At 75.0% G+C, this 21,732-nt stretch carries 21 protein-coding genes and 2 pseudogenes; 16 read left to right on the forward strand and 7 right to left on the reverse strand.

Features of this window, described 5'->3' with window-relative positions; all coding sequences use genetic code 11:
- Nucleotides 1-10 precede the first annotated feature (10 nt).
- From EAD89_RS02780 to EAD89_RS02800, 5 genes and pseudogenes are all read left to right on the forward strand, one after another.
- Nucleotides 11-1,762 carry an ABC transporter ATP-binding protein gene (locus EAD89_RS02780; protein WP_121674574.1) on the forward strand — a complete coding sequence of 584 codons (1,752 nt, stop codon included), beginning with the start codon at nt 11-13 and terminating at the stop codon, nt 1,760-1,762.
- A gap of 86 nt (nt 1,763-1,848) precedes the next feature.
- A complete protein-coding gene (gene secA2 / locus EAD89_RS02785; RefSeq protein WP_121674575.1) occupies nt 1,849-4,140 on the forward strand; it encodes an accessory Sec system translocase SecA2 in 2,292 nt (763 codons plus the stop codon).
- Nucleotides 4,141-4,328: 188 nt separating this feature from the next.
- On the forward strand, nt 4,329-5,069 hold the full coding sequence (locus EAD89_RS02790) for a GAF and ANTAR domain-containing protein (protein ID WP_121674576.1): 741 nt from the start codon (nt 4,329-4,331) through the stop codon (nt 5,067-5,069).
- A 159-nt stretch (nt 5,070-5,228) separates the two neighbouring features.
- A pseudogene (locus EAD89_RS31300) lies at nt 5,229-5,537 on the forward strand (DUF2231 domain-containing protein); the annotation flags it as partial.
- Nucleotides 5,538-5,856: 319 nt separating this feature from the next.
- Complete coding sequence (locus tag EAD89_RS02800; RefSeq protein ID WP_233578126.1) at nt 5,857-6,615, forward strand: methyltransferase domain-containing protein; 759 nt, start codon at nt 5,857-5,859, stop codon at nt 6,613-6,615.
- Nucleotides 6,616-6,651: 36 nt separating this feature from the next.
- Here the strand turns inward: EAD89_RS02800 and EAD89_RS02805 are convergent, their stop codons facing one another.
- Nucleotides 6,652-7,602, reverse strand: coding sequence for a DUF3500 domain-containing protein (locus EAD89_RS02805; protein ID WP_199733389.1), 951 nt, complete (start codon nt 7,600-7,602; stop codon nt 6,652-6,654).
- Between the two features lie 32 nt (nt 7,603-7,634).
- Entirely contained in the window at nt 7,635-8,027 is a 393-nt protein-coding gene (locus tag EAD89_RS02810; RefSeq protein ID WP_121674579.1) for an ankyrin repeat domain-containing protein, read from the reverse strand.
- A 65-nt stretch (nt 8,028-8,092) separates the two neighbouring features.
- Between EAD89_RS02810 and EAD89_RS02815 the strand changes: the two genes are divergently transcribed.
- From EAD89_RS02815 to EAD89_RS02860, 9 genes are all read left to right on the forward strand, one after another.
- Nucleotides 8,093-8,470, forward strand: coding sequence for a signal peptidase I (locus EAD89_RS02815; RefSeq protein WP_121652266.1), 378 nt, complete (start codon nt 8,093-8,095; stop codon nt 8,468-8,470).
- Between the two features lie 109 nt (nt 8,471-8,579).
- A complete protein-coding gene (locus tag EAD89_RS02820) occupies nt 8,580-9,035 on the forward strand; it encodes a cysteine dioxygenase family protein (protein WP_121674580.1) in 456 nt (151 codons plus the stop codon).
- Between the two features lie 232 nt (nt 9,036-9,267).
- Nucleotides 9,268-9,570, forward strand: a complete 303-nt coding sequence (locus EAD89_RS31305; RefSeq protein ID WP_368666331.1) for a rhodanese-like domain-containing protein — start codon at nt 9,268-9,270, stop codon at nt 9,568-9,570.
- A gap of 50 nt (nt 9,571-9,620) precedes the next feature.
- On the forward strand, nt 9,621-10,187 hold the full coding sequence (locus EAD89_RS02830; RefSeq protein ID WP_121674582.1) for a winged helix-turn-helix domain-containing protein: 567 nt from the start codon (nt 9,621-9,623) through the stop codon (nt 10,185-10,187).
- A 260-nt stretch (nt 10,188-10,447) separates the two neighbouring features.
- Nucleotides 10,448-11,053 carry a winged helix-turn-helix domain-containing protein gene (locus EAD89_RS02835; RefSeq protein WP_121674583.1) on the forward strand — a complete coding sequence of 202 codons (606 nt, stop codon included), beginning with the start codon at nt 10,448-10,450 and terminating at the stop codon, nt 11,051-11,053.
- A 41-nt stretch (nt 11,054-11,094) separates the two neighbouring features.
- On the forward strand, nt 11,095-11,757 hold the full coding sequence (locus EAD89_RS02840; protein WP_121674584.1) for a uridine kinase: 663 nt from the start codon (nt 11,095-11,097) through the stop codon (nt 11,755-11,757).
- Nucleotides 11,758-11,919: 162 nt separating this feature from the next.
- On the forward strand, nt 11,920-12,318 hold the full coding sequence (locus EAD89_RS02845; RefSeq protein WP_121652166.1) for a TraR/DksA C4-type zinc finger protein: 399 nt from the start codon (nt 11,920-11,922) through the stop codon (nt 12,316-12,318).
- A 49-nt stretch (nt 12,319-12,367) separates the two neighbouring features.
- Nucleotides 12,368-13,240 (forward strand): DUF72 domain-containing protein, encoded by an 873-nt coding sequence (locus tag EAD89_RS02850; protein ID WP_121674585.1) that lies wholly within the window; start codon nt 12,368-12,370, stop codon nt 13,238-13,240.
- 316 nt (nt 13,241-13,556) lie between these two features.
- Complete coding sequence (locus EAD89_RS02860; RefSeq protein WP_121652163.1) at nt 13,557-13,985, forward strand: DUF2267 domain-containing protein; 429 nt, start codon at nt 13,557-13,559, stop codon at nt 13,983-13,985.
- A 47-nt stretch (nt 13,986-14,032) separates the two neighbouring features.
- Here the strand turns inward: EAD89_RS02860 and EAD89_RS02865 are convergent, their stop codons facing one another.
- On the reverse strand, nt 14,033-14,818 hold the full coding sequence (locus EAD89_RS02865) for a DUF72 domain-containing protein (RefSeq protein WP_121674586.1): 786 nt from the start codon (nt 14,816-14,818) through the stop codon (nt 14,033-14,035).
- Nucleotides 14,819-14,974: 156 nt separating this feature from the next.
- On the opposite strand from EAD89_RS02865, the pseudogene EAD89_RS02870 reads away from it, so the two are divergent.
- Both EAD89_RS02870 and EAD89_RS02875 read left to right on the forward strand, forming a co-directional pair.
- Nucleotides 14,975-15,211 (forward strand): annotated as a pseudogene (locus tag EAD89_RS02870) (hypothetical protein); the annotation flags it as partial.
- Between the two features lie 16 nt (nt 15,212-15,227).
- Entirely contained in the window at nt 15,228-16,502 is a 1,275-nt protein-coding gene (locus tag EAD89_RS02875; protein WP_121674588.1) for a cupin domain-containing protein, read from the forward strand.
- Between the two features lie 82 nt (nt 16,503-16,584).
- Here EAD89_RS02875 and EAD89_RS02880 read toward each other — a convergent pair whose 3' ends face one another.
- The 4 genes from EAD89_RS02880 to EAD89_RS02900 all read right to left on the reverse strand — a co-directional run bounded on the left by EAD89_RS02880 (nt 16,585) and on the right by EAD89_RS02900 (nt 21,640).
- On the reverse strand, nt 16,585-17,250 hold the full coding sequence (locus tag EAD89_RS02880) for a hypothetical protein (RefSeq protein WP_121674589.1): 666 nt from the start codon (nt 17,248-17,250) through the stop codon (nt 16,585-16,587).
- A complete protein-coding gene (locus EAD89_RS02885) occupies nt 17,247-19,919 on the reverse strand; it encodes an FtsK/SpoIIIE domain-containing protein (RefSeq protein WP_121674601.1) in 2,673 nt (890 codons plus the stop codon). The genes EAD89_RS02880 and EAD89_RS02885 overlap by 4 nt, the downstream gene beginning before the upstream one ends.
- Nucleotides 19,920-20,834: 915 nt before the next feature.
- Nucleotides 20,835-21,095 (reverse strand): hypothetical protein, encoded by a 261-nt coding sequence (locus EAD89_RS02895; protein ID WP_030504016.1) that lies wholly within the window; start codon nt 21,093-21,095, stop codon nt 20,835-20,837.
- A gap of 152 nt (nt 21,096-21,247) precedes the next feature.
- Nucleotides 21,248-21,640 (reverse strand): hypothetical protein, encoded by a 393-nt coding sequence (locus EAD89_RS02900; RefSeq protein WP_121674590.1) that lies wholly within the window; start codon nt 21,638-21,640, stop codon nt 21,248-21,250.
- Nucleotides 21,641-21,732 lie beyond the last annotated feature (92 nt).

Consider the following 21,732-nt stretch of genomic DNA (forward strand, 5'->3'; position numbering starts at 1 on the left):
CGTTCCCGCCATGAGCACCCCTGACGCCCGGCCCGTCGGCCTGGCCGCGCTGCTGCCGTACCTGCGGGAACACCGCGGCACGCTCGCCGTGGTGGGCGTCCTGTCGCTGGCCGGTGCGGCGGCGTCGCTCGCCCAGCCGCTGCTCACCCGGTCGGTGCTCGACCGGGTGGGCGCGGGCCAGGCGGTGACCGAGCTGGTGGCGGTGCTGGTGGTGCTGGTGGTGCTCGGCGCGGCGATCGGCGGGCTGCGCGACTACCTCCTGCAGCGCACCGCCGAGGGGCTGGTGCTGGGCACCCGGCGGAGGCTGGCCGGGCACCTGCTGCGGCTGCCCATCGCCGAGTACGACCGCCGGCGCACCGGCGACCTGCTCTCCCGGGTCGGGTCGGACACCACCCTGCTGCGCGCGGTGGTCACCTCCGGGCTCTTCGAGACGGTCACCGGGGCGGTGATGGTGGTCGGCGCGGGCACGGCGATGGTGCTGCTCGATCCGCTGCTGTTCGGCGTCACCCTGGTCGGCGTGGGGCTGGGGCTGGGCTTCGCGGCCACCTTCGCCCGGCGGGTCCGGGCGCTGGCCCGTGCCGCCCAGGAGCGGATCGGCGAGATGACCTCGGCGGTGGAGCGCGCCATCTCGGCGGCCCGGACCATCCGGGCCAGCCGGGCCGAGTCCCGCGAGGCGGACACCGTCACCGGCAGCGCCCGAGCGGCGTACGGGGCGGGGCTGCGGGTGGCCCGGGTGCAGGCGGTCGTCGGGCCGATCGGCTCGGTCACCGTGCAGGGCGCCTTCCTGCTGGTGCTCGGCATCGGCGGGGCCCGGGTGGCCGCCGGCGCGATCACCGTCGGCGACCTCGTCGCCTTCGTCATGTACCTGTTCTTCCTGGCCCTGCCGCTGGCCCAGGTGTTGCGCGCGTACACCCAGCTGCAGACCGGCCTGGGCGCGCTGCAACGGATCGAGGAGATCCTCGCGGTGCCGGCGGAGGGCGCGGCGGACCGGCCGGTGGAGACCGCCGGAACGACGACCCCGCGCCACCCCGCCCCGATGATCGAGTTCGACCGGGTGGGGTTCGGTTACCCGGGCGGCGAACCGGTGCTTCGCGAGGTGAGCTTCGCGGTGCCGGCCGGCACCCGCACCGCCCTGGTGGGCCCCTCCGGCGCCGGGAAGTCGACCCTGCTGGCCCTGGTCGAGCGCTTCTACGAGGTGAGCGACGGCGCCGTGCGGCTGGACGGCACGGACGTGCGGGAGCTACCCCGCGACCTGCTGCGGGCCCAGCTCGGCTACGTCGAGCAGGAGGCCCCGGTGCTGGCCGGCACGCTGCGGGAGAACCTCCTGATCACCACCCCGGACGCCACCGACGACCGACTGCACGAGGTCCTCGACAAGGTCAACCTGGCTCATCTGGCGCACCGCTCCCCGCAGGGCCTGGACGTCCAGGTGGGCGAGGGTGGCGTGCTGCTCTCCGGGGGCGAGCGGCAGCGGCTGGCCATCGCCCGGGCGCTGCTGGCCGGCCCGCCGGTGCTGCTGCTCGACGAGCCGACCAGCAACCTCGACGCGCGCAACGAGATCGCGCTGCGGCGCGCCATCGACGCGGTCGCCGTCCGCCGGACACTGTTGATCGTGGCGCACCGGCTCGCCACCGTGGTCGACGCCGACCAGATCGTCGTTCTCGACGGCGGTCGGGTGGTAGCCGTGGGCACCCACGCCGAGCTGACCGCCACCGACCCGCTCTACCGGGAGCTGGCCACCCACCAGCTGCTGGTCGGCTGACCCGACAGCGCCGGCTTCGACATGCCGCCCGCCGGCCGGGCGACCGGGCGGCAAAAGCCGGCCGGAATCGCGTACCGTTGCCGCTCATGGGTGTGTCGCAACGGTTCAAGAGCAAGTTCCGGCGTTTCCTCCAGCGCCCGGGCTCGACGGTGGATCTTGCTCCGCTGGAGAAGCTGCTGCCGGCGATCGAGGCGCGCGAGGCTGACCTCGCCGCGCTGGACGACGCCGGGTTGACCGAGGCCGCCAGTGCGGCGACCGGCTACGAGGAGATCTGCGCGGTCGGCCGCGAGGCCGCCCGCCGCGGCCTCGACCAGCGGCCGTACGACGTGCAGCTGCTCGGCGCGATGGCGCTGCTGTCGGGCAAGGTCGCCGAGATGGCCACCGGTGAGGGCAAGACCCTGACCGCCACGATCGCCGCGTACGGGCACGTCCGGCTCGGCAACGGGCCGGTGCACGTGCTGACCGTCAACGACTACCTGGCCCGCCGCGACGCCGAGTGGATGGAGCCGGTCTACACCCTGCTCGGCCTGCGGGTCGGCTGGGTCAACGAGGCGTCCAGCCCGCAGGAGCGGCGCGACGCGTACGCCTGCGACGTCACCTACGTCTCGGTCAGCGAGGCGGGCTTCGACTACCTGCGCGACCAGCTGGTCACCGACGTGGCCGACCGGGTGCAGCCGCCGCTGGCCACCGCGATCGTGGACGAGGCCGACTCGATCATGATCGACGAGGCCCGGGTGCCGATGGTCCTCGCCGGCTCGGTGCCGGGCGAGCAGGACCCGGTGCACGCCGCCGCCGCGCTGGTGCGCGGGCTGCGCAAGGGCAAGCACTACACGATCCCCGAGGACGGGCGCAGCGTGGCCTTCACCGCCGCCGGCCTGGCCGCCGTCGAGGCCAAGCTCGGCATCGACCTGTACGACGAGGAGCACGTCACGCAGCTCTCCGCGGTCAACGTGGCGCTGCACGCGCACGCCCTGCTGCACCGCGACGTGGACTACATCGTCCGGGACGGCTCGGTCGAGCTGATCGACGAGATGCGCGGTCGGGTGGCCCAGCGCCGCCGCTGGCCGGACGGGCTCCAGGCGGCGGTCGAGGCCAAGGAGGGCCTGGACGCCACCGCCGAGGGTGAGGTGCTGGGCACCATCGCGATGCAGGCGTACATCGCGCTCTATCCGAGGGTCTGCGGGATGACCGCCACCGCGGTGCTGGTCGGCGACCAGCTGCGGGAGTTCTTCAACCTTGAGGTGGCGGTGATCCCGCCGAACACCCCGTGCGTGCGCGAGGACGAGCCGGACCGGATCTACGCCACCCGGGCGGAGAAGGACGAGGCGCTGATCGACGAGATCCGCCGCTGCCACGAGGTGGGGCGGCCGGTGCTGGTCGGCACGCTGGACGTCAAGGAGTCCGAGGGGCTGGCCGCCGGGCTGAACGCGGCCGGGGTGCCCTGCGTGGTGCTGAACGCCAAGAACGACGACGAGGAAGCGGCGATCATCGCCGAGGCCGGCGCGTACGGGGCGGTGACGGTCTCCACCCAGATGGCCGGCCGGGGCGTGGACATCCGGCTCGGCGGCAGCGACCAGGCCGACCAGGAGCGGGTGGCCGAGCTGGGCGGTCTCTACGTGATCGGCAGCGGCCGGCACGACAGCCGCCGGGTGGACGACCAGCTGCGCGGCCGGGCCGGCCGACAGGGCGACCCGGGCGGCTCGGTGTTCTTCGTCAGCCTGGAAGACGACCTGGTCGTCCGGCACGCCGCCGACGCGGTGCCGGCGTCCCCGCGGATGAACGCGGACGGCCTGGTCACCGACGACGAGGTGGATTACGCGGTGGAGCACGCCCAGCGTGTCGCCGAGGGCGTCAACCACGAGATCCACCGCAACACCTGGCGCTACAGCGTGGTGATCGAGCAGCAGCGCAAGGCCCTGGCCGAGCGTCGGGAACGGCTGCTGACCAGCGACGTGGCCGCCCTGATGCTGCTGGACAAGATGCCCGAGAAGGCCGGCGAGATGGACGAGGACCTGCTCGCCCGGGCGGCCCGGTCGATCGCGCTCTACCACGTGGACCGGCTCTGGGCCGAGCACCTGGCCGAGCTGTCCGAGGTCCGGGAGGGCGTGCACCTGCGGGCGCTGGGCCGGCTCGACCCGCTGGACGAGTTCCACCGGGCCGCGGTGCCGGCGTTCAACAACCTAATCCCGGAGATCGAGGCGCGCACCCTCGCCACCTTCGCCGAGACCGAATTCGACGAGGACTGGCAGGCCGACGACGGCGCTCTGGTCCGCCCGACCGCGACGTGGACCTACCTGGTGCACGACAACCCGTTCGGCTCCGAGCTCGACCGGCTGATCGCGTCGATCGGGCGGCGGCTCAGCGGCGCCTCGCGCTGAGCGTCGGTTCAGCGGCTTCCGGGGTCCCTGTAGCGCATCCGCGCGCCGCAGGGGCCCCGATTTACGCCGTTTCGACCCGGCTTTGCGAGGGTAGTAGGGCTGGTCGGTCCAGTCGGGAGAGAGCAGACGATGACACAGGTGACGATGCTCGCCGAGCAAGCGCGGGGGCGTACGGGGGCTGCGGACCGGTGAACCTGGACACGCGGGAGCCGATGCTGCAGAGCCTCGGTGTACTGGAGACTGCCGCGCTGCTGCGCGAGCTGACCGCCGGCCTGATCACGCTGACCGATTTCGATGAGGCGCTGCTGGCGCTGGTGCGGGTCACCCGGGACGCGGTGCCCGGCGTGCGCTGGTGCGGGTTCACCGCCCTGCGCGCCGGCGAGCCCGCCGGGGCGGCGGCCTCCGACGAGCGGCTGGCCGGCCTGGACGACCTGCGGCACGGGCCCGACTCGCCGGCGATGAGCGCGATCCGGCGGCGGGAGATGATCCTCGCCGTGGACCTGGCCGGGGAGCCCCGCTGGCCGGCCTGGACGGCGCGCGCCCGCGACCTCGGCGTCCGCGGCGTGATCTCCGCGCCGGTGGACATCGACGACCAGGTGATCGGGGCGATCAACCTGTACGCGGCCGCGCCGGATCTGCTCACCCCCCAGCACCAGTTGACCGCGATGCTGCTGGCCGAGCACGCCGGCCTGCTGCTGGCCGCCGTCCGGGACCGAAGCCGCCAGCTCGCGCTCGCCGGCGAGCGGGACGCCTCGCTGCTGCACGAGGGAGTGGTGGGTCAGGCCATCGGCGTGATCATGACGCAGCGCGGGTGCCCGCCGGCCGAGGCGCTGGAGGTGTTGCGCACGGCCGCGTCCTCGTTGGCCATCCCGCTGCGCGAGGTGGCGGAGCGGCTGGTCCGGACGGTCTCGCGGCAACGCGACAACTGATCCGACCGCGGTGCCCGTTCTCCCGGTCGGTGGCGAGTCGGTCGTCCCTGTTTCGCCGTTGCAGACCTCGGGTAGCACTCTGGTACTGGTGAGCTGCGCCGACCCGGGGGAGGACCGATGCAGAGCCGGCTGCGCGTGCAGGGGCACCCCATCCAACCGATGCTGGTGACGTTCCCGCTCGGGCTCTTCGTCAGCGCCACCATCTTCGATCTCACCGACGTCATCGGTGGGCCGGCCTTCCTCGGCGAGGTCGGCTACTGGACCAGCGTCGCCGCCCTGTTCGCCGCCGCGATGACCGCGGTCGCCGGCATGGTCGACCTGTGGGACGTACCGGGTGACCGCACCCGCCGCACCGCCGTCGCCTTCAACCTGGTGAACGCGACGATGGCCGCCATGTTCCTGCTCACCTGCCTGATCCGGGCGCAGTCCCCGCAGCGCGGCGCGTCGGTCGCGATGCTCGTCACCGAGCTGGTCGCGCTGGCCGTCGGCGGGGTCGGCGTGCACCTGGGCGCCCGGCTGATGCGCCAGTTCGACGCGCGCCGCCGCGCCGAGGTGGGCACGTTCGACGCGCTCGGCGGGGTGACCGGGCCGCCCGCCCGCTGGATCCGGGCCGCGCGCCCCTGCTGGTTGATCAACTCGGTATCGGCGATGTCGCGGTGTCCCGGCCGACGGATGCCCCGATGTCGGCGATACCGAGTGGATCACCATGCGACGGGCCAGCCGCGCGTGCCGGGTGCGGCGGCAAATGCGTTGCCGGCGGTACGGGCGTCCGGCGAGGCTGGTCGCCGTGGAAACTGCGCGCGACGTCGAGGATCTGATCGCGGAGGCGGCCGCCGCGCCGGTCGACGGCTGGGCTTTCGACTGGCTGGCCGGTCGGGCCACCGAGGAACGCCCACCCTGGCGGTACGCCCGGTTGGTCGCCGACCGGATGGCGCACGCCGACGCGGCGCTGGACGTGGACACCGGCGGCGGCGAGGTGCTCGCCGAGGTGCCCCGGCCACCACGGCTGCTGACGGCCACCGAGGCGTGGCCACCCAACGTGGAGGTCGCCCGGCGTACCCTGCGGCGGGTCGGTGCGCGGGTCGTGGCGGTGGCCCCGGCCGCGCCGCTGCCGTTCCGCGACGCCTCCTTCGACCTGGTGGTCAGCCGGCATCCCGTCCACACCGACTGGGCGGAGACCGCCCGCGTGCTGCGTCCCGGTGGGACGTTCCTGTCCCAGCAGATCGGGGCGGGCACCATGCGGGAGGTGAGCGAGGCGATGCTCGGCCCGCTGCCGCCGCCGACCCAGCGGCACCCGGAGCAGGCGGTGGCCGCCGCCCGGGCCGCCGGTCTGATCGTCGTCGATCTGCGCCGGGCCACGCTGCGGGCCGTCTTCCACGACGTCGGCGCGGTGGTGTGGTTCCTGCGCAAGGTGATCTGGACCGTGCCCGGCTTCACCGTGGACCGCTACCGTCCGCAGCTGCTCGCCCTGCACCACCGCATCACCACCGAGGGTCCCTTCCAGGCCCACGCCCAGCGCTTCCTCATCGAAGCGACCCGCCCCTGACCGCCCCGCCCCGCCGATCACGAGGACCGGACCGGGTCAGTGCGGGTGGGTCCGGTGGTGGGCGGCCAGGACGTCCGCGCCGAAGTCGCTCGCCGGGCGGCGGAGCACGGTGTGCGCGTGGTTGCCGTCCTCGGCGGTGTTGTCGTACTCGATCAGCAGGTCGTCGCCCTGCACCCGGTAGTAGTGCCGCTGCCCGGCACGGGTCGGGCCGGCCCAGGCGAAGTGCAGCTGGCCGCCGTCGAGCCGGCGGGCCTCCCGAACCGCCAGCTCCGGTGACAGCCGGTCCAGGTAGAGCGCGACCACCTGGTCCAGCAGCGCCCGGCCGGTGGGCCCGAGCCGGTTCGCCGGCACGCCGAGCGGCTCGAACGGGCCGTCAACCCGCCCGCGGGTGGCGCTGACGATGTCCGCCGGGGCGTCGTCGGCGATGATCGCGGCGGCCCGCTCGGCCGGGCCGAGCGCGTCGAGCAGCGCGCGGGCCAGGTCCTCCTCGGGACCAAGCGGGCGGGAGACGGGCCGGCCGGCGTACCGGACCGCGGCCGGGTTGGCGCCGAAGAAGATCGGGGCGGGGGAGACCTGGTCGTCCACCACCGTCATGCTGACCGACAGGTGGTGGCCCTCCAGCCGCCACGCCCAGCGGTCGTCGCGCGCGGGATCGCCGAACACCGCGACCCAGTAGTCGCCGCTGTGCCGCCCCCGTCCCCAGCCCTCGGCCCGGTCCAGCACCTCCTCCAGCGCGACGATCGCCATCGCCTGCGCGTACGCCGAGGGGCTGAGCGCGGTGGCCAGCAGCCGGTGCGCGGCCTTGCGCCCGGCGATGTCCAGCTCGGCGAGGCAGGCGCCGGGGCGGGGCCGGGGCCGGTACTCCAGCCAGCGCCGGGCCGCCTCGTCGTCGAACGGGTGCACGGCCTGGTCGCGCGCCGCAGGGTCGAGCGCGGCCAGCAGCGCGGTGCCGGCGGCGCGCATCTGCTCGGGCAGGGGATCTTCCACCGACCCTGTATACCGGCCCCGCGGGGCTGGTGTCAGCCGGCCCGCAGCAGCTCCGTCATCTCCGGCAGGTCGAAGAACTGCGCCGTCTCCGCCGCGGACGGGTTGCCGTGCTCCGGGTCGGCGCCGGCGGCGAGCAGCGCGCGGACCGCCTCGGTGCTGCTGCGGAAGACCGCGGCGGCCAGCGCCGTCTGGCCCCGGTCGTTGCTCCGGGAGTGGTCCGCGCCGCGATCCAGCAGGGCGGCGACCGTGGCCGGGTGCGCGTGGTACGCGGCCAGGATCAGCAGCGTGTCGCCCTTGTCGTTGGTCAGGTTCACCGGCAGGCCGGCGTCGACCTGCGCGGCAAGCTCCTCCGTGGAGCCGGCGCGTGCCAGGTCGAACATCCGGTGCGCGAACGCCAGCGTCTCGGCGTCGAGGTCCTCGGTCACCGGTCCAGGTTAGTCGCCGGGGCCCTGATAGGTTGCTCGGCCGGTGCGCGGTGGGGTGGGGTCCGATGGGTGAGACGGTGTACGTGGGCAACGCCGGTGTCGACGGCGCCGGCAACGCGGGTTGGCTGCTCGGGCACTTCGCGCCGCCGGGGGAGGTCCTGCACAGCACCGACGTCGAGGTGAAGTGGGGTGTGCACCCGCCCGGGGAGGCCCGCTCGCGGTGGGCGACCGGTGAACGGCGGACCACGCTGCTGGTGCTGGTCGAGGGACGGTTCCGGGTGGAGCTTCCGGACCGGACGGTGCGCCTGGCCGCGCCGGGCGACTACGTGGTGTGGGCCCGGGGGGTGGACCACTCCTGGTACGCCGAGTTCGCCTCCGTGGTGCTGACCGTGCGGTGGCCGTCGCTGCCCGGCTACCGGGTGGAGCCGCCGATCCTGCGCTGAGCCGGCCGCGGTCGTGCCGGCGTCCCGACAGGTGGAATTGCCTACTAAACCTATAGGGTTTGCCGGCTAGAGTACGGGGGCACCCGCCGAACGACCCGCGAGGACCGTCATGAGCCACCACCGTCCGGAGCCCGACCTGCTCGCCCTCGCAACCCGCTGGGCCGATCCGGCCACCTGGCCGGTGGCGTTGCGCTTCGATCCCGCCGAACGCTGGTACGCCCGGCTGGCCGCCGACGCCGAGCACGAGGTGTGGGCGCTGAGTTGGCTGCCCGGCCAGGGCACCGGCCTGCACGATCACGGCGGCTCCGCCGGGGCGTTCCGGGTCGTCGCCGGGGCGCTCACCGAGGAGACGGTCGGCGGCGGTCGGTTGCGCCCGCGCCTGCTGCCCACCGGGGCCGGTCGCCGCTTCGGTCCCCGGCACGTGCACGCGGTGACCAACCGGGGCGCGACGCCGGCGGTCAGCGTGCACGTCTACCGGCCGGCGCTGCGCCGGATGACCCGCTACCACCTCCTCGACGGTCGGCTGCGCGTCGCCGAGGTCGCCGAGGCCGGCCGGTCCTGGTGACCGCCGGGCAGCCAGCACCCACCCCCCAGCACCGGAAGGAACCGAGAATGCAGATGACCGCCGAGCGCTGTCCCGCCCCCGTGCCGCGCCGGGATCCCGGGGCATCGACGAGATCCTGGCCGCCGCGCGTGCCCGGCTCGACCGGCTCGACCCGGAGCGGGCGCACCTCGCGTACCGGGCCGGCGCGCTGCTGGTCGACATCCGGCCGGCCGCTCAGCGGGCCGCGCACGGCATCGTCCCGGGCTCGCTCGCGATCGAGCGCAACGTGCTGGAGTGGCGCTTCGACCCGCGCTGCCCGGCCCGCCTGCCGCAGGCGGTCGACTACGACGTGCCCGTGGTGATCCTCTGCCAGGAGGGCTACACCTCGTCGCTGGCCGCCGCCGCCCTGCGGGACATCGGCCTGCACCGCGCCACCGACGTGTTCGGTGGATTCGCCGCCTGGCGGATCGCCGGTCTGCCCGCCCTCGGCCCGACCCCGCTGCACCGAGCGTCCCCCCTCGCGCCGCCGGTCACCGCCGGCCCGGCGCGCCGCTGACCGCCACGCCGCACCGGGCGTGGCGGGCGTACCGCCACTCAGGAGGCATCATGTCCGTCGTCGCCATCCCCTCGCGCCCCCATTCGGCACGTCGTCCCGACCGGGCCGCACCCGCCCGCCCACGCGCCGTCCCGAGCCTTACCATCACCCTCGACCTCGCCCCGGGGCCGCTGAGCCCACGGCTGGCCCGGCTGGTCCAGCTGCTCGGCGAGCTGGCCGAGGCGGGGGAGGGCCGACTGCGCGCGGTCGACGATCTTCCACGGGAGCCGCGACCGGCTCCCACCGACCGCGCGGAGCCGTCCGCCGCCATCGACGCGGACCAGGTGTCCATCCTGGCCGGCTCCCGGATCGTCCGCCGGGGCGACCGGGTCGTCCCGCTGACCCGCATCGAGTACGAGCTGCTGCTGTTCCTGGCCGAGCGACCGCGCCGGGTCTTCACCCGCCTCCAGCTGCTGGCCAACGTCTGGGGTTACGAGCACGCCGTGGCCCGGACGGTGGACGTGCACGTCCGACGACTGCGCGCCAAGCTGACCGGGGTGCCGGTCGTCACCACCGTCTACGGCGTGGGTTACCGGCTGGCCGACGAGGCGCCGATCACCGTGGACCGCAGCCGCTGAACATCGCTCGACTTTCAACGTCGCGGGCGGCGAAACGGCCCCGGGGGAACCGGGCGGGGACCCCCGTATCGGGTCATCCTGGCGGCTCTGCTGTAATCATCGGGCGGCGTACGCAGAGCGAGCAGACGGCTCCTATGTGTTCGTCAATTGTCACATTCATGCAACGCAGCCGCCTCTTGACCCTCGCCCGGACGCCGGGAAGCATCGATGAAGCGGCGTCCCGGGCCGTGGGGAGATACCCGGACCAGCCAAGGAGGACCATGTCGGTCAGCCCCGCTTCGTCGCGCGCCGGATGGCATACGTCCCAACCCGCGGTGCCCGGTCGGCCACCGGGCGGCCAACGCCGCCCGGCGAACACCGCCGCGCCCGTGCTCACCGTGACGCTGTCCATTCCGCTGGCCTGCGAGGAGTCGCTGACCCCGCCGGCGCGCCGGCTGCTCGAGGCGGCCCGCGAGCTGCTGGAACGGGGCGAGGCCGTCATCACCAACTCCGTCCCGGTCGAACGCCGCGCCGACGCGGTGCCGGCCAACCGGTCGCCGGCCAGGCCGCTGAGCCCGACCATCCCGGCCCTGCACATCCTCGCCTCGTCTCGTTCGGTGCTGCGCGACGACGAGCCGCTGCCCCTGACCCGGCTGGAGTTCGACCTGCTGCTGCACCTGGTCGCGCACCCCCGGCGGGTCTTCACCCGGCTGCAACTGCTCAACGCCGTCTGGGGCTACGAGCACGCCGGCGTCCGCACCGTCGACGTGCACGTGCGCCGGCTGCGCGGCAAGGTCGGCGTCGACGTCCCCCTGGTCACCACCGTCTACGGCGTCGGCTACCGGCTGGCCGACGACGCCCGCGTCACCATCGACCGCACCGGCTGACCGGCGGCGCCGTCCCGCCCGACCCGGGGCAGGATGGTCCGGTGCGCATCCGCCCCATCTCGCCCGACCTGCTCGTCACCGAGCTGACCGGCCGGCTGGCCGACGACGCGACCCGCGCCGCGACCGCCGCCACCGGGCCCGCGCGCCTGCGCGTGGCCGTGGACGGCGCCCCCGCCGCCGGCCCGGACGCGCTGGCCGCCGCGCTGGTCGAACCGTTGCGCGCCCGGGGCCGACCCGTGCTGCACGTACGCGCCACCGACTTCCTCCGCCCCGCGTCGCTGCGCTTCGAACTCGGCCGCACCAACCCGGACGCCTACTACGAGGGCTGGGTGGACGAGGCCGGGCTACGCCGGGAGGTGCTCGACCCGGCCGGCCCCGGCGGCACCGGACGACTGCTCCCCTCGCTCTGGGACGCCGCCGCCGACCGGGCCAGCCGCGCCCGGTACGTCGACCTGCCACCGGGCGGCGTGGTCCTGGTCAGCGGCGCGCTGCTGCTCGGCGGCGGCCTGCCCTTCGACATCACCGTCCACCTGGAGCTGTCCGCGGCGGCGCTGCGCCGGCGTACCGAACCGGCCCAGGACTGGACCCTGCCGGCCTTCGACCGGTACGCCGAGGAGGTCGTTCCGGCCAGCTTCGCCGACGTCGTGGTACGGGCCGACGACCCCCGCCGACCGGCGCTCGTGGAGCCCGGCGCCGACGCCTGACAACCGCCGAAAATTCGCCGGTTTGATCGACTGTTCCGGCGGGTACTCGCCCGGCTCACAGAGCGCGGGTGACCGCCCGCGCACCAGACGCGACCGCGACCGGGGCCAGGTGCCGCCGGCTTCCCGGTTCACCTTGATCAGGCCCAGGAAAGGCAGGCAGCGATGCTCGTCCATGAGACGGTCGACACGGGTCGTTCCCAGGCGGAGATCGACGAGATCCGGCGCTCCCTCCAGGCGCGCTACGACGAGCTCTCCGCGGAGTACGAGCAGGCCGTGCTGCAGAGCCAGGTGCTGCGGCTGGTGGAGGTCGGTGACACCGCGGGTGACGACCAGGCCGACAGCGGCACCAAGACGGCCGAGCGTGACACCGCGCAGTCCCTGTTGCGCACCATTCTCGACCGCCGCGCCCAGTACGAGCACGCCCTCGCCCGGCTCGCGGAGGGCACCTACGGCTGGTGCGAAGGCTGCTCGGCGGCGATCCCGGTGGAGCGGCTGGAGATCTTCCCGTCCGCCACCACCTGCGTGACCTGCAAGCAGACCCGCGAGCGGCGGGCGGCCTGAGCGACTGTCAGCGGTTGCCGGTCGGTCCGGAACACGGTGGACTCCACCCATGGGTGACATTCTCGTGGGCACCGCTTCCTGGACCGACCGCACGCTGCTGGACTCGGGCTGGTATCCGCAGACCGCGGACACGCCGGAGAAGCGGCTGGCGTACTACGCCCGACAGTTTCCGCTGGTCGAGGTGGACGCCACCTACTACTCGCCGCCCGCCGAGGCGACCGCGCGGCTCTGGGCCGAGCGCACGCCGGACGGCTTCACCTTCAACATCAAGGCGTTCAGCCTGCTGACCGGTCATCCCACGCGGGTCAGCGCGCTCTACAAGGACCTGCGCCCGGAGACCGACAAGAAGAACATCTACCCCGACGACCTGCCCGCGCAGGCGTACGAGGAGGTGTGGACGCGCTTCCTGTCCGCGCTGGACCCGCTGGTCCAGGTGGGCAAGTTGGGAGCGCTGCTGTTCCAGTTCCCGCCCTGGTTCACCATCAAGCGGGACAACAAGCAGTACCTGCTGGAGGTGGCGAAGCGCTGCGCGCCGCTGCGCCCGGTCTACGAGTTCCGCCACGCCTCCTGGTTCGACGGCGCCAACGCCGACGAGACCCTCGCCTTCCTGCGCGAGCACCGGCTGCCGTACGTCTGCGTGGACATGCCGCAGGGTCACCGCTCGTCGTTGCCCCCGGTGCTGGCCGCGACCGCGGACCTCGCCGTTGTGCGCTTCCACGGCCACAGCGACAAGTGGACTAGCAAGGACATCCACGAGAAGTTCGGCTACCACTACTCCAAGCGGGAGCTGGCCGACTGGGCGCCGAAGCTGCGCGAGCTGGCCGACGAGGCCGGGCAGACGCACGTGCTGATGAACAACTGCTACCGCGACTACGCGCAGACGAACGCGAAGACCCTGGCCGGGCTGCTCGGCGCGGACTGAGCGGCCTGAGCGGGTTGAGCAACGTCGTCCGGCTCACCCGTTCGGGGTGGGGCCGGGTCACCCACCGGACGGGCAGGCTGGCAGGTGCGTGCGGTCGTGAGGGCGGCCGGCGCCGGAGACGACACGGAGGTGACGGGAATGACGGTTCGACTGGTGGCGGATAGACGGCGTGGCGCCGTCCTGCACGTGGTCGGTACGGCCGACAACGCCCGGCGCGCGCCGCAGGGCAGCCCGATACGGGCCCGACGTGGCCCGGCGGGGCCGCCGCGGCGCAACGACGACCAACGGTGGGACACCGCGGAACGGGGGTCGACCGATGGCTGACACGATGATTTCGGCGTTCGAGTCCTCGCTGGACAAGACGAACCTCATTCTCAAGGACATCGAGAACGCCTACGGCTGGCCGAAGGACCGACGCAACCAGTCGTACGCGGCGTTGCGCACGGTGCTGCACCTGCTGCGGGACCGGCTTCCCGTGAACGAGAGCGTGGAGTTCGCCCAGCAGCTGCCGATCCTGGTCCGGGGGATCTACTTCGACGGCTGGAACCCCGCGGACGTCCCGATCAAGCTCAACCGGGACGACTTCCTCTACGAGGTGCGCCAGGGATTCCCGTACGACGCCGAGGGCGGCGCCGAGCGGGTGACGCAGGTGGTGCTCGACACCCTGCGCCGACACGTCACCCAGGGCGAGTGGCAGGACGTCAAGGACACCATGCCCAAGGACCTGGCCCGGATGCTGCCCTGACGGGCTGTCCTGACGCTGTGGGCCCGCCCGACCGTCGTCGGGCGGGCTCAGCCGTCGGAGGTGGCCGGGTCCCTCGGCGGTGCGGACGGCACCCGGGACACCGGATGGCCGGCCCGGCTGGCCAGGGCGGCGAACGCGACGGCGTCCACGATGGCGGCGCCGCCAGGATCGTTGTTGAAGTAGACGTACGCCGGCTCGTCCGCGCCGAAGGCGTCGGCCAGCCGGCGCACCCAGGAGGCGAGCGCGGTGCGACCGTACCGGGGCCAGGGCCGGGCCCGTCCCTCGTGCAGCCGCAGGTAGCCGAAGTCGGTGGTGCGCCAGCGCGGGGCGACCGGGCGGCCGAGCCGGTCCGCCCAGACCAGCGCCGCCCGCCGGCGCTCCAGCACCCCGCGGGTGGCGTCGGTCCACCACGAGGGGTGCCGCGGCTCCACCGCCACCCGCACCTCGGCCGGAAACAGCCGCAGCGTCGCGTCGAGCGCGTCGACGTTCGCCGGCAGGTTCGGTGGGAGTTGCAGCAGGACCGGGCCGAGCCGGTCACCGAGCGCGGTCGCCCGGCCGAGGAACCGGGCCACCGGCTCCTCCGGGTCGCGCAGCCGCTTGATGTGGGTCAGGTAGCGGCTCATCTTGACCGCCACACAGAAATCCGCGGGGGTCCGGGCCCGCCAGGCGGCGAAGGTGTCCCGCTCGGGCAGCCGGTAGAAGGCGTTGTTGACCTCGACGGTGGCGAACCCGGCCGCGAAGTGCTCCAGCCAGAGCCGCTGCGGCAGCGTCTGCGGATAGAAGCGGCCGCGCCAGTCGCGGTACTGCCAGCCGGAGGTGCCCACCAGGATCATCCCTTCATCCTGGCACCGGGCCGCGCGCCGGTGAACCGCCCGTGTCGCCCCGGTTCGGCGTCTACGGTGTGGGTTAGAGAAGATCGCGCGTGGGGTACCACCCGCAGCACGACGGACCCCGGCGTACGGCGGGGCGGCACACCCGAGGGAGTACCGATGGCACTCAACGATGACGACATGCAGACCACGGGCGGCGGCGGCCTGGAGGGCCCGGCCGACGGTGGTGCGACCCCGGGTCGCCAGGACGGTGGCGCGGACGGCGGCGCCGAGGGCCCGGCCGACGGCGGCGCGACGCCCGGCCAGCAGGACGGTGGCGCCGATGGTGGCGCCGAGGGCCCCGCGGACGGCGGTGCGACCCCGGGCCAGCAGGACGGCGGCGCCGACGGCAGCGCCCGCTGACGGCATCACCATGACGCATCTCGACCCGCCGGGCGGCCACGGTCGCCCGGCGGTTCCGTCCGCGCCCGCCACCGCCGCGCTGGCCCGCTGCGTCTCGGTCGAGCCGGCCAAGTTCGCCGCCGCGCACTGGGGGCACACCCCGCTGCTGTCCCGCGCCGCCGAGCTGCCCGACCCGGCCGGTTTCACCGACCTGTTCAGCCCCGCCGACGCCGACGAGCTGCTCAGCCGGCGCGGTCTGCGTACCCCCTTCCTGCGCATCGCCAAGGACGGGCAGCTCGTGCCGGCGGCGCGCTGGACCGGCGGCGGCGGCGCCGGCGCGGAGATCGGCGACCAGGTGCTCGACGAGCGGGTCCTGGAGCAGTACGCGGCCGGGGCCACCCTGGTGCTGCAGGGCCTGCACCGCATCTGGCCGCCGCTGATCGACTTCGCCCGCGACCTGGGTCTCGCGCTGACCCAGCCGTTGCAGATCAACGCCTACCTCACCCCGGCGGGCAGCCAGGGCTTCGCCACCCACTACGACACCCACGACGTGTTCGTGCTCCAGGTCGACGGTCGCAAACACTGGCGGATCCACCCGCCGGTGCTGCCGGACCCGCTGGAGAAGCAGCCCTGGGGCGGCCGCGCCGACGAGGTCGGGGCCACCGCGCAGGGCCGGGCCGCGCTGGACGTGGTGCTCGCCCCCGGCGACGCGCTCTACCTGCCACGTGGCTGGCTGCACAGCGCGCAGGCGCAGGAGGCCAGCTCGCTGCATCTGACCGTGGGCATCCGCGCGTTGACCCGGTACGCCCTGGTCGAGGAGCTGCTCGCCCTCGCCGCCGAGGACCAGCGCCTGCGGGCCAGCCTGCCGTTCGGCACCGACGTCGCCGACCCGGACGCCATCGAGCCGGAGCTGACCGAGACGGTGGAGGCGCTGCGGGACTGGCTGCTGCGCGCCGATCCGGGCGCCGTCGCGGCGCGGCTGCGGCAGCGGGCCTGGCCGGCCGCCCGCCCGGCGCCGATCCGGCCGCTCGCCCAGGCCGGCGCATTGGCCACGCTGAACGCCGACTCCCGGCTCACCCCGCGTCCGGGCCTGCGCTGGCAGCTCGCGCCGCACGGGCCGGACACGGTGGCGCTGCGGCTGTTCGACCGCGCCATCACCCTGCCCGCCGACTGCGAGCCCGCCGTCCGCACCCTGCTCACCGGTGGAGTCGTCCGGGTCGGTGACCTGCCCGGGCTGCCCGACGACGCCGACCGGGTCACCCTCGCCCGCCGGCTGCTGCGCGAGGCCGTCCTGGTCCCGGCCTGAGCACCGGGCCACCGATCCGGGTGGGGGTGGCTGTGGGTTGACGACCTCGCCCGGGTATCCGCGCCGATCCGGAGGGTCCAGGTCAGCGGCCGAGCACCAGCAGCAGCGCGGTCGCGAGCAGGCCGGCGCCGAGCACGATGGTGATCGGCCGAGGCCCGAGCACCGCGTGCCGGCGGTCGGCCACCATCCGCGCCGGCACCAGGCCGACCAGTGGCCCGAGCAGGGTCACCACCAGCGCCAGCACCGGCATCCCGACCGCGAGGTCGCCGCCGTACCCGACGCCGAGCGCCCGCGCGCCGGCGCCCAGCCCGTACGCGAGCACCGCGCCGGCCACCCCGCAGAGCGCCAGCAGCGGGTTGACCGAGCCCGGCAGCTCGCCCGGCTGCCCGGCCCGGTCGAGCAGATCGCGGGCCCGGCTGAGCAGCAGCACCGGGTCCGCCGAGCCACCGTCGGCCGGGGCGGGCGGGCCACTGAGGCGGCGGGCCCCGGCACCGAGACGCTTGCGCAGCTCCTGCCACAGGTGCGCGACCTCGGCGTCCACCCGCTCCTGCTCCTCGCGCGCCGCGACCAGCTCCTCCTCCGCGTGCCGCACCTGTTCGGCGGCGTCGGCGACGGCCCGGTCGGCCGCCGCGCACTGCCGGTCGTACCAGGTGTGCGCCTCGGCGCGCTGTTCGCGCACCCGGGCGGTCAGCTCCGCCAGCCGCCGCAGCTGCGCCGCGTACGTCTCACTGGCCACCGGTTGGTTCATCGCGTCGGTCCGTAGGGGATGATCACTTGCCCGGTGCGGTGCACCGCCCGGTCGAAGAAGAGCCCTCGCCACGGGCGGGGATACCAGTCGGGGCCGCCGGTGCCCGGATAGAGCGAGGCGCCCAGCTCGCCGCCGTGCGCGTCCAGCGCCACCCAGGCGCCGATCTGGTCGGTGCGGGCGGCCGGCCCGCCCAGGTCGGCGCGCATCCGGGCCACCCCCCGCCACCAGGCCAGCACGTGGGTCCGCCGTTCCGGCCCGTCGTGCAGGACCCGGCGCAGCTGCTCCAGACCGGTCCGGCGGCCCGCCCGCGCGGCCAGCGCCCCGGCTGCCGCGTCCACCGCGAACAGCAGCAGGTAGTGCGGGCTGCCCGGCCCGGTGAGCCCGTCGGCGGTCTCGGCCATCAGCTCGCCGACGGTCTCCTCGTCGTACCAGGCGGCGTCGTCGGCCAGGTCGTCGTAGAGGGCACGGGCGATCGGGTCGGCGTCGGGGTCCAGGCAGGCGATGGAGAACCGGGCGGTGCCGGGCGGGTGTTGGCGGGCCAGCGACCGGGCGGCCGCGTCCAGCACCGCGCACGCCTCGTCCACCCGGGTGCCCAGCACCGCGAGGTTGCGCCCGGGTGCGCGCGGCAGCCGCAGCGCCGCCGAGCGGGCCTGCACGTCGATGATCTCGCCGAGCAGGGCCACCGGGGTGCGTGGCGCCGACCCGTCCGCCGGGGCGGCGAGCGCCCGGAAGTCCGGGGCCTCCACCAGCCGGGGAATCGCGTCGCCGTCGAAGAGCCGGGCCGGCGCCGCGTCCGGCGGGCGCATCCGCCACAGCCGGTTCTGCAGGGCGCTCCACGTCTCCCAGTCGCTGGCCGCCGGGATCCGGGCGGTCTCGTTGCCCTCCACCATGCCGGACTCGGCGTTGACGACCGCGTGCCAGCGGGGCAGTGACTGTGCCGCGTCGTTGCGCTCGGCCAGGATCCGCAACGCCTTGGGCAGCGCGATGCGCAGGGCGAACTGGGCGACCAGCGCCGGGCGGCCCCACAACGCCTCGATGCCGCGTACGTCCTGCGAGGCGAGCACCAGGTGGATGCCCTGCGACCGGCCCCGCCGGGCCAGGTCCTCCAGCAGGTCCGCCGCCTCCCGGGCGACCACGTCCCGGCCGGCCAGCAGCATCTGGAACTCGTCGACCACCGCGACGATCCGCGGCCAGTGTCCCGTCGGGTCGACCGCGCGCAGTTCGGCCAGCTTGGTCACCTCGTGCTTCTTGGCCGCGTCGGCCCGCCGGCGCAGCTCCTCGGCGAGGAACCGCAGCAGCGCCAGCCCGAACTCCCGGTCGGTGTTCACGTTGATCCCGACCAACCGCATGTGCGGCAGCCAGCTCGGATCGCGCCGGCCCTTCGCGAACCGCGCGAAGGACACCCCCTCCTTGAAGTCCAGCAGGTAGAACTCCAGCTCGGCGGGGGAGTAGCGGGCCGCCAGCGCGCCGATCCAGGCGAAGATCAGGTTGGTCTTGCCGGTGCCGGACGGCCCGCCGATCAGCGCGTGCGGCGGATAGTCGCCCAGCGTCAACCGCACCGGCCGGCCGTGCGGGCCCTCGCCGATCGGGGCGGTCAGCCCGGCTGCGGAGTCCTCCCGCCACATCAGCTCCGGCGGCGGCAGCAGGTCGGCGAACGGGGCCGGCGGTGGGCCGGCGTTCACCCGGGCGGCGGCTTCCCGGCAGGTCTCGGTGACCAGCGACGCCGGAGGTGGCGGGTCCAGCCGGACCGGCAGGCCGGCCGGACCGCCGATCCGCGTGCCGGAGGCCTCGGCGACCACCCGGGTCACCGTCGGATCCTCCGGCAGCGGCACGCCGCGGACCACCAGGTGCACCCCGCACGCCGCACCCGCCCGCACCACCCGGTCGAGCTGCCCGCGCTCGTGCCGGTTCGGCTCGTCGCCGCCGAGCAGCACCGCCACCCGCCATGGTTCGGGACGGCGGCCGGTCGCCGCGGCCAGCTCCCGCAGCGAGCCGTACTCGCCGGCCAGCACGGTCTCGTTGATCCGGCGGATCTGCTCGACGAGGTCGTCCAGCAGCGGGCCCAGCCCGCCCGGGCCGACGAAGGTGAGCAGCCCCGCCGTGCCCAGCGGCGCGAACCCGGCCAGGCCGCCGCCGAGGTGCTCCGGGTCGTACCCGATCAGCCGTACCGCGCCCGGGTCCGCGCGGCCGACGGCCCGTAGCAGCAGCGCGGCGACCACCGCGTCGCAGCCGGCGCGGTCGTCCCCGGAGAGGTGCACGTGCCCGGCGTCGAGCAGCGGCACCAGCGCGGGCACCGGGTCCACGTCGTCGAGCCGGACCGTGCCGACACGCAGCGCGCCGGGCGGCTCGGCCCGGCGCGTGGGCGTGGGCGTCCATTGCGGCCATTCGGCGGCCGCGCAGCCGGGGGCCTCCCGGCGGGCGGCGTCGGCGGCGTGCCGGGCCAGCTCGGCGATCCGCGCGGCGTGCCGCGCGTCGATCTCGGCCAGCCGGCGGTCCCGCTGGCCGCCCACCCGCTCCGGTACGGCGGCGGCCGCGCGGCGGACCCGGGCCAGCCGCTCCCGTGCGGCGGTCAGGTCGGCCTGCGCGGCGGACAGCCGGGTACGGGTGGCCCCCAGCGCCTCGGCGAGGGTGTCCCGCACCCGGGTGGCCAGTTGGCCGCGCCGGAGCACCGATGGCTGACCGGCGCGGACCGGCGGCTCGGCGGTCGCGGCCCGCGGTCCGGCGGTGGGCTGCGAGCCGGCGGCGGTGGGCAGGTCCCGGCCGAGCCGGGCCAGCAGCAGTCCGGTCGCCACGCCGGCCGTCACCGCGGAGTCCGCGGCGTGCGGCGGCTCGCCGGCCCCGCGAGGCGGCGGCATCCGGCACACCCGGGTCAGCAGCGTCTCCAACACCGGCGGCGGCAGCCCGGGCAGCAGGTCGCGGACCCGCCCGTCCAGCTCCCCACGCAGCCGGCCGAGGTCGGCCGCGCGCGGCGGGTGACCCAGCAGCTCGCCGGCCAGCTCCCGCAGCAGCGGCGGCGCCAGCGCCGCCATTCCCAGGCCCACGTCGGCCGGCGCGCGGCGCAGCTCGGCGCGCAGCCGATCCCGGTCGCCGGCGCGCACGCCGCCCACCACCCGGCGCAGCAGCTCCTGGGAATCGTCCAGCCGCTCGTCGGGCTCGTCGGCGCCGCCCTCGCGTCCGCCGGTCAGCTCCGCGACCCGCACCGACCACCAGCGGCGCAGCCGGACCTGCTCGGCCGGCTCCGGAGCCACGCTGGCGGGCCCGCCGGCCGGCGGCGCGTCGTGCCGGGGCTCGCGCTGCTGCGGGCGGGGCGGCGGCGCGCCGTCCGCGGCCAGCCCGATCGCGGCCAGGTACGCCGACAGCTGCTCCTGCGCCATCCGCAGCGCGTAACCGGCGGTCTCGGCATGCTCGGTGGCGGCGGACAGCTCGGGCACGCCCATCGGGTTGGCCGACTCCTGCCGTACCCAGCGCAGCCGCTCCGCGGCCAGGCCGAACTTCTCCAGCGCCTGCCCGAGCAGGGCCACCGGAAACTCCTCACTGGCGGCACGGACCTGCCCACCGACGTCCTCGATGATGGACATGGTCGCCTACAGCGTGGCGACGTAGAGCTGCGCCTGCTCCACCGCGACCAGTGTCGCGGCGAGACACTCCTCCAGCTCCTGGCTGGCCTGGGTCAGCGACGCCTGGGCCGCCTCCACCGTCTCGTGCCCGCTGCCCTCCAGCGCGCCGGCCAGGGTCTGCTGCGCCTCGGCCAGCTTCTCGCCGGCCGCCTGCACGGCTGTCTGCCCGTCCCCGATCTGTTGGAGGGCGACATCGATGGCAGCCTTCAGCTCGGCGACGCTCGCCACGGCGGAACCTCCTGGGGGCGGGGAGGTCTTTATTAGAGCCTATCGGCGACCGCCGGAGAACATCCGCCCTGTCGGTGTTGCTGCCCGGGTGTCCCGTTCCGGCCCGGAAGTGCCGGGAGTCCGTTCTGTGGGAGTCCCAGTGCGAGAGCTTCTCAGGTGCCCGCGGGGGTGTCGCGGAGCCAGCGTGGCCCGTACACCTCGGCGCCCAGGGCGGTGACCCGCTCGCGCAGCTCCCGGTCGGCGGTGACCACCAGCCGGCGGCGCAGGGGAGCGCCCTCGACCAGGTCGACCACCGTGTCGTCGCCCGAGCCGGCGGCCGACACCACCCGCACAGCCTCGGTGCCGGGGACGCCCCGCGCGGCCCCCTCGACCACCAGCACCACCTCCACGGGGGCGGCGAGCCGGTCCGGCAGGCCGGAGGAGGCCACCGGCGTCAGCGCGTCACGCAGCCGGGCGGCGGCGCCGGCCCGGTCCCGCCACCACCCGTTCGGGCGGGAGCCCACCACGTTGGCGCCGTCCACGATCAGCAGCGGGGTCTCATCCATTCCGTCAGCCTGCCACCACCCGCGGCCGCCGGCCGGACGCCACTCCCGTGACGCCGGTGCGCCACCACGTGCGGCGTTTGTCGGCACGAGCG

This window comes from Micromonospora sp. BL4 (assembly GCF_003667505.1).
Classification (GTDB): domain Bacteria; phylum Actinomycetota; class Actinomycetes; order Mycobacteriales; family Micromonosporaceae; genus Micromonospora.

Coding starts and splice junctions, on each gene's coding strand:
- EAD89_RS02780 (WP_121674574.1), top strand. CDS start 11: ATGAGCACCCCTGACGCCCGGCCCGTCGGCCTGGCCGCGCTGCTGCCG.
- secA2 (WP_121674575.1), top strand. CDS start 1,849: ATGGGTGTGTCGCAACGGTTCAAGAGCAAGTTCCGGCGTTTCCTCCAG.
- EAD89_RS02815 (WP_121652266.1), top strand. CDS start 8,093: ATGGGTGAGACGGTGTACGTGGGCAACGCCGGTGTCGACGGCGCCGGC.
- EAD89_RS02820 (WP_121674580.1), top strand. CDS start 8,580: ATGAGCCACCACCGTCCGGAGCCCGACCTGCTCGCCCTCGCAACCCGC.
- EAD89_RS02830 (WP_121674582.1), top strand. CDS start 9,621: ATGTCCGTCGTCGCCATCCCCTCGCGCCCCCATTCGGCACGTCGTCCC.
- EAD89_RS02835 (WP_121674583.1), top strand. CDS start 10,448: ATGTCGGTCAGCCCCGCTTCGTCGCGCGCCGGATGGCATACGTCCCAA.
- EAD89_RS02845 (WP_121652166.1), top strand. CDS start 11,920: ATGCTCGTCCATGAGACGGTCGACACGGGTCGTTCCCAGGCGGAGATC.
- EAD89_RS02850 (WP_121674585.1), top strand. CDS start 12,368: ATGGGTGACATTCTCGTGGGCACCGCTTCCTGGACCGACCGCACGCTG.
- EAD89_RS02860 (WP_121652163.1), top strand. CDS start 13,557: ATGGCTGACACGATGATTTCGGCGTTCGAGTCCTCGCTGGACAAGACG.
- EAD89_RS02865 (WP_121674586.1), bottom strand. CDS start 14,818: ATGATCCTGGTGGGCACCTCCGGCTGGCAGTACCGCGACTGGCGCGGC.
- EAD89_RS02875 (WP_121674588.1), top strand. CDS start 15,228: ATGACGCATCTCGACCCGCCGGGCGGCCACGGTCGCCCGGCGGTTCCG.
- EAD89_RS02880 (WP_121674589.1), bottom strand. CDS start 17,250: ATGAACCAACCGGTGGCCAGTGAGACGTACGCGGCGCAGCTGCGGCGG.
- EAD89_RS02900 (WP_121674590.1), bottom strand. CDS start 21,640: ATGGATGAGACCCCGCTGCTGATCGTGGACGGCGCCAACGTGGTGGGC.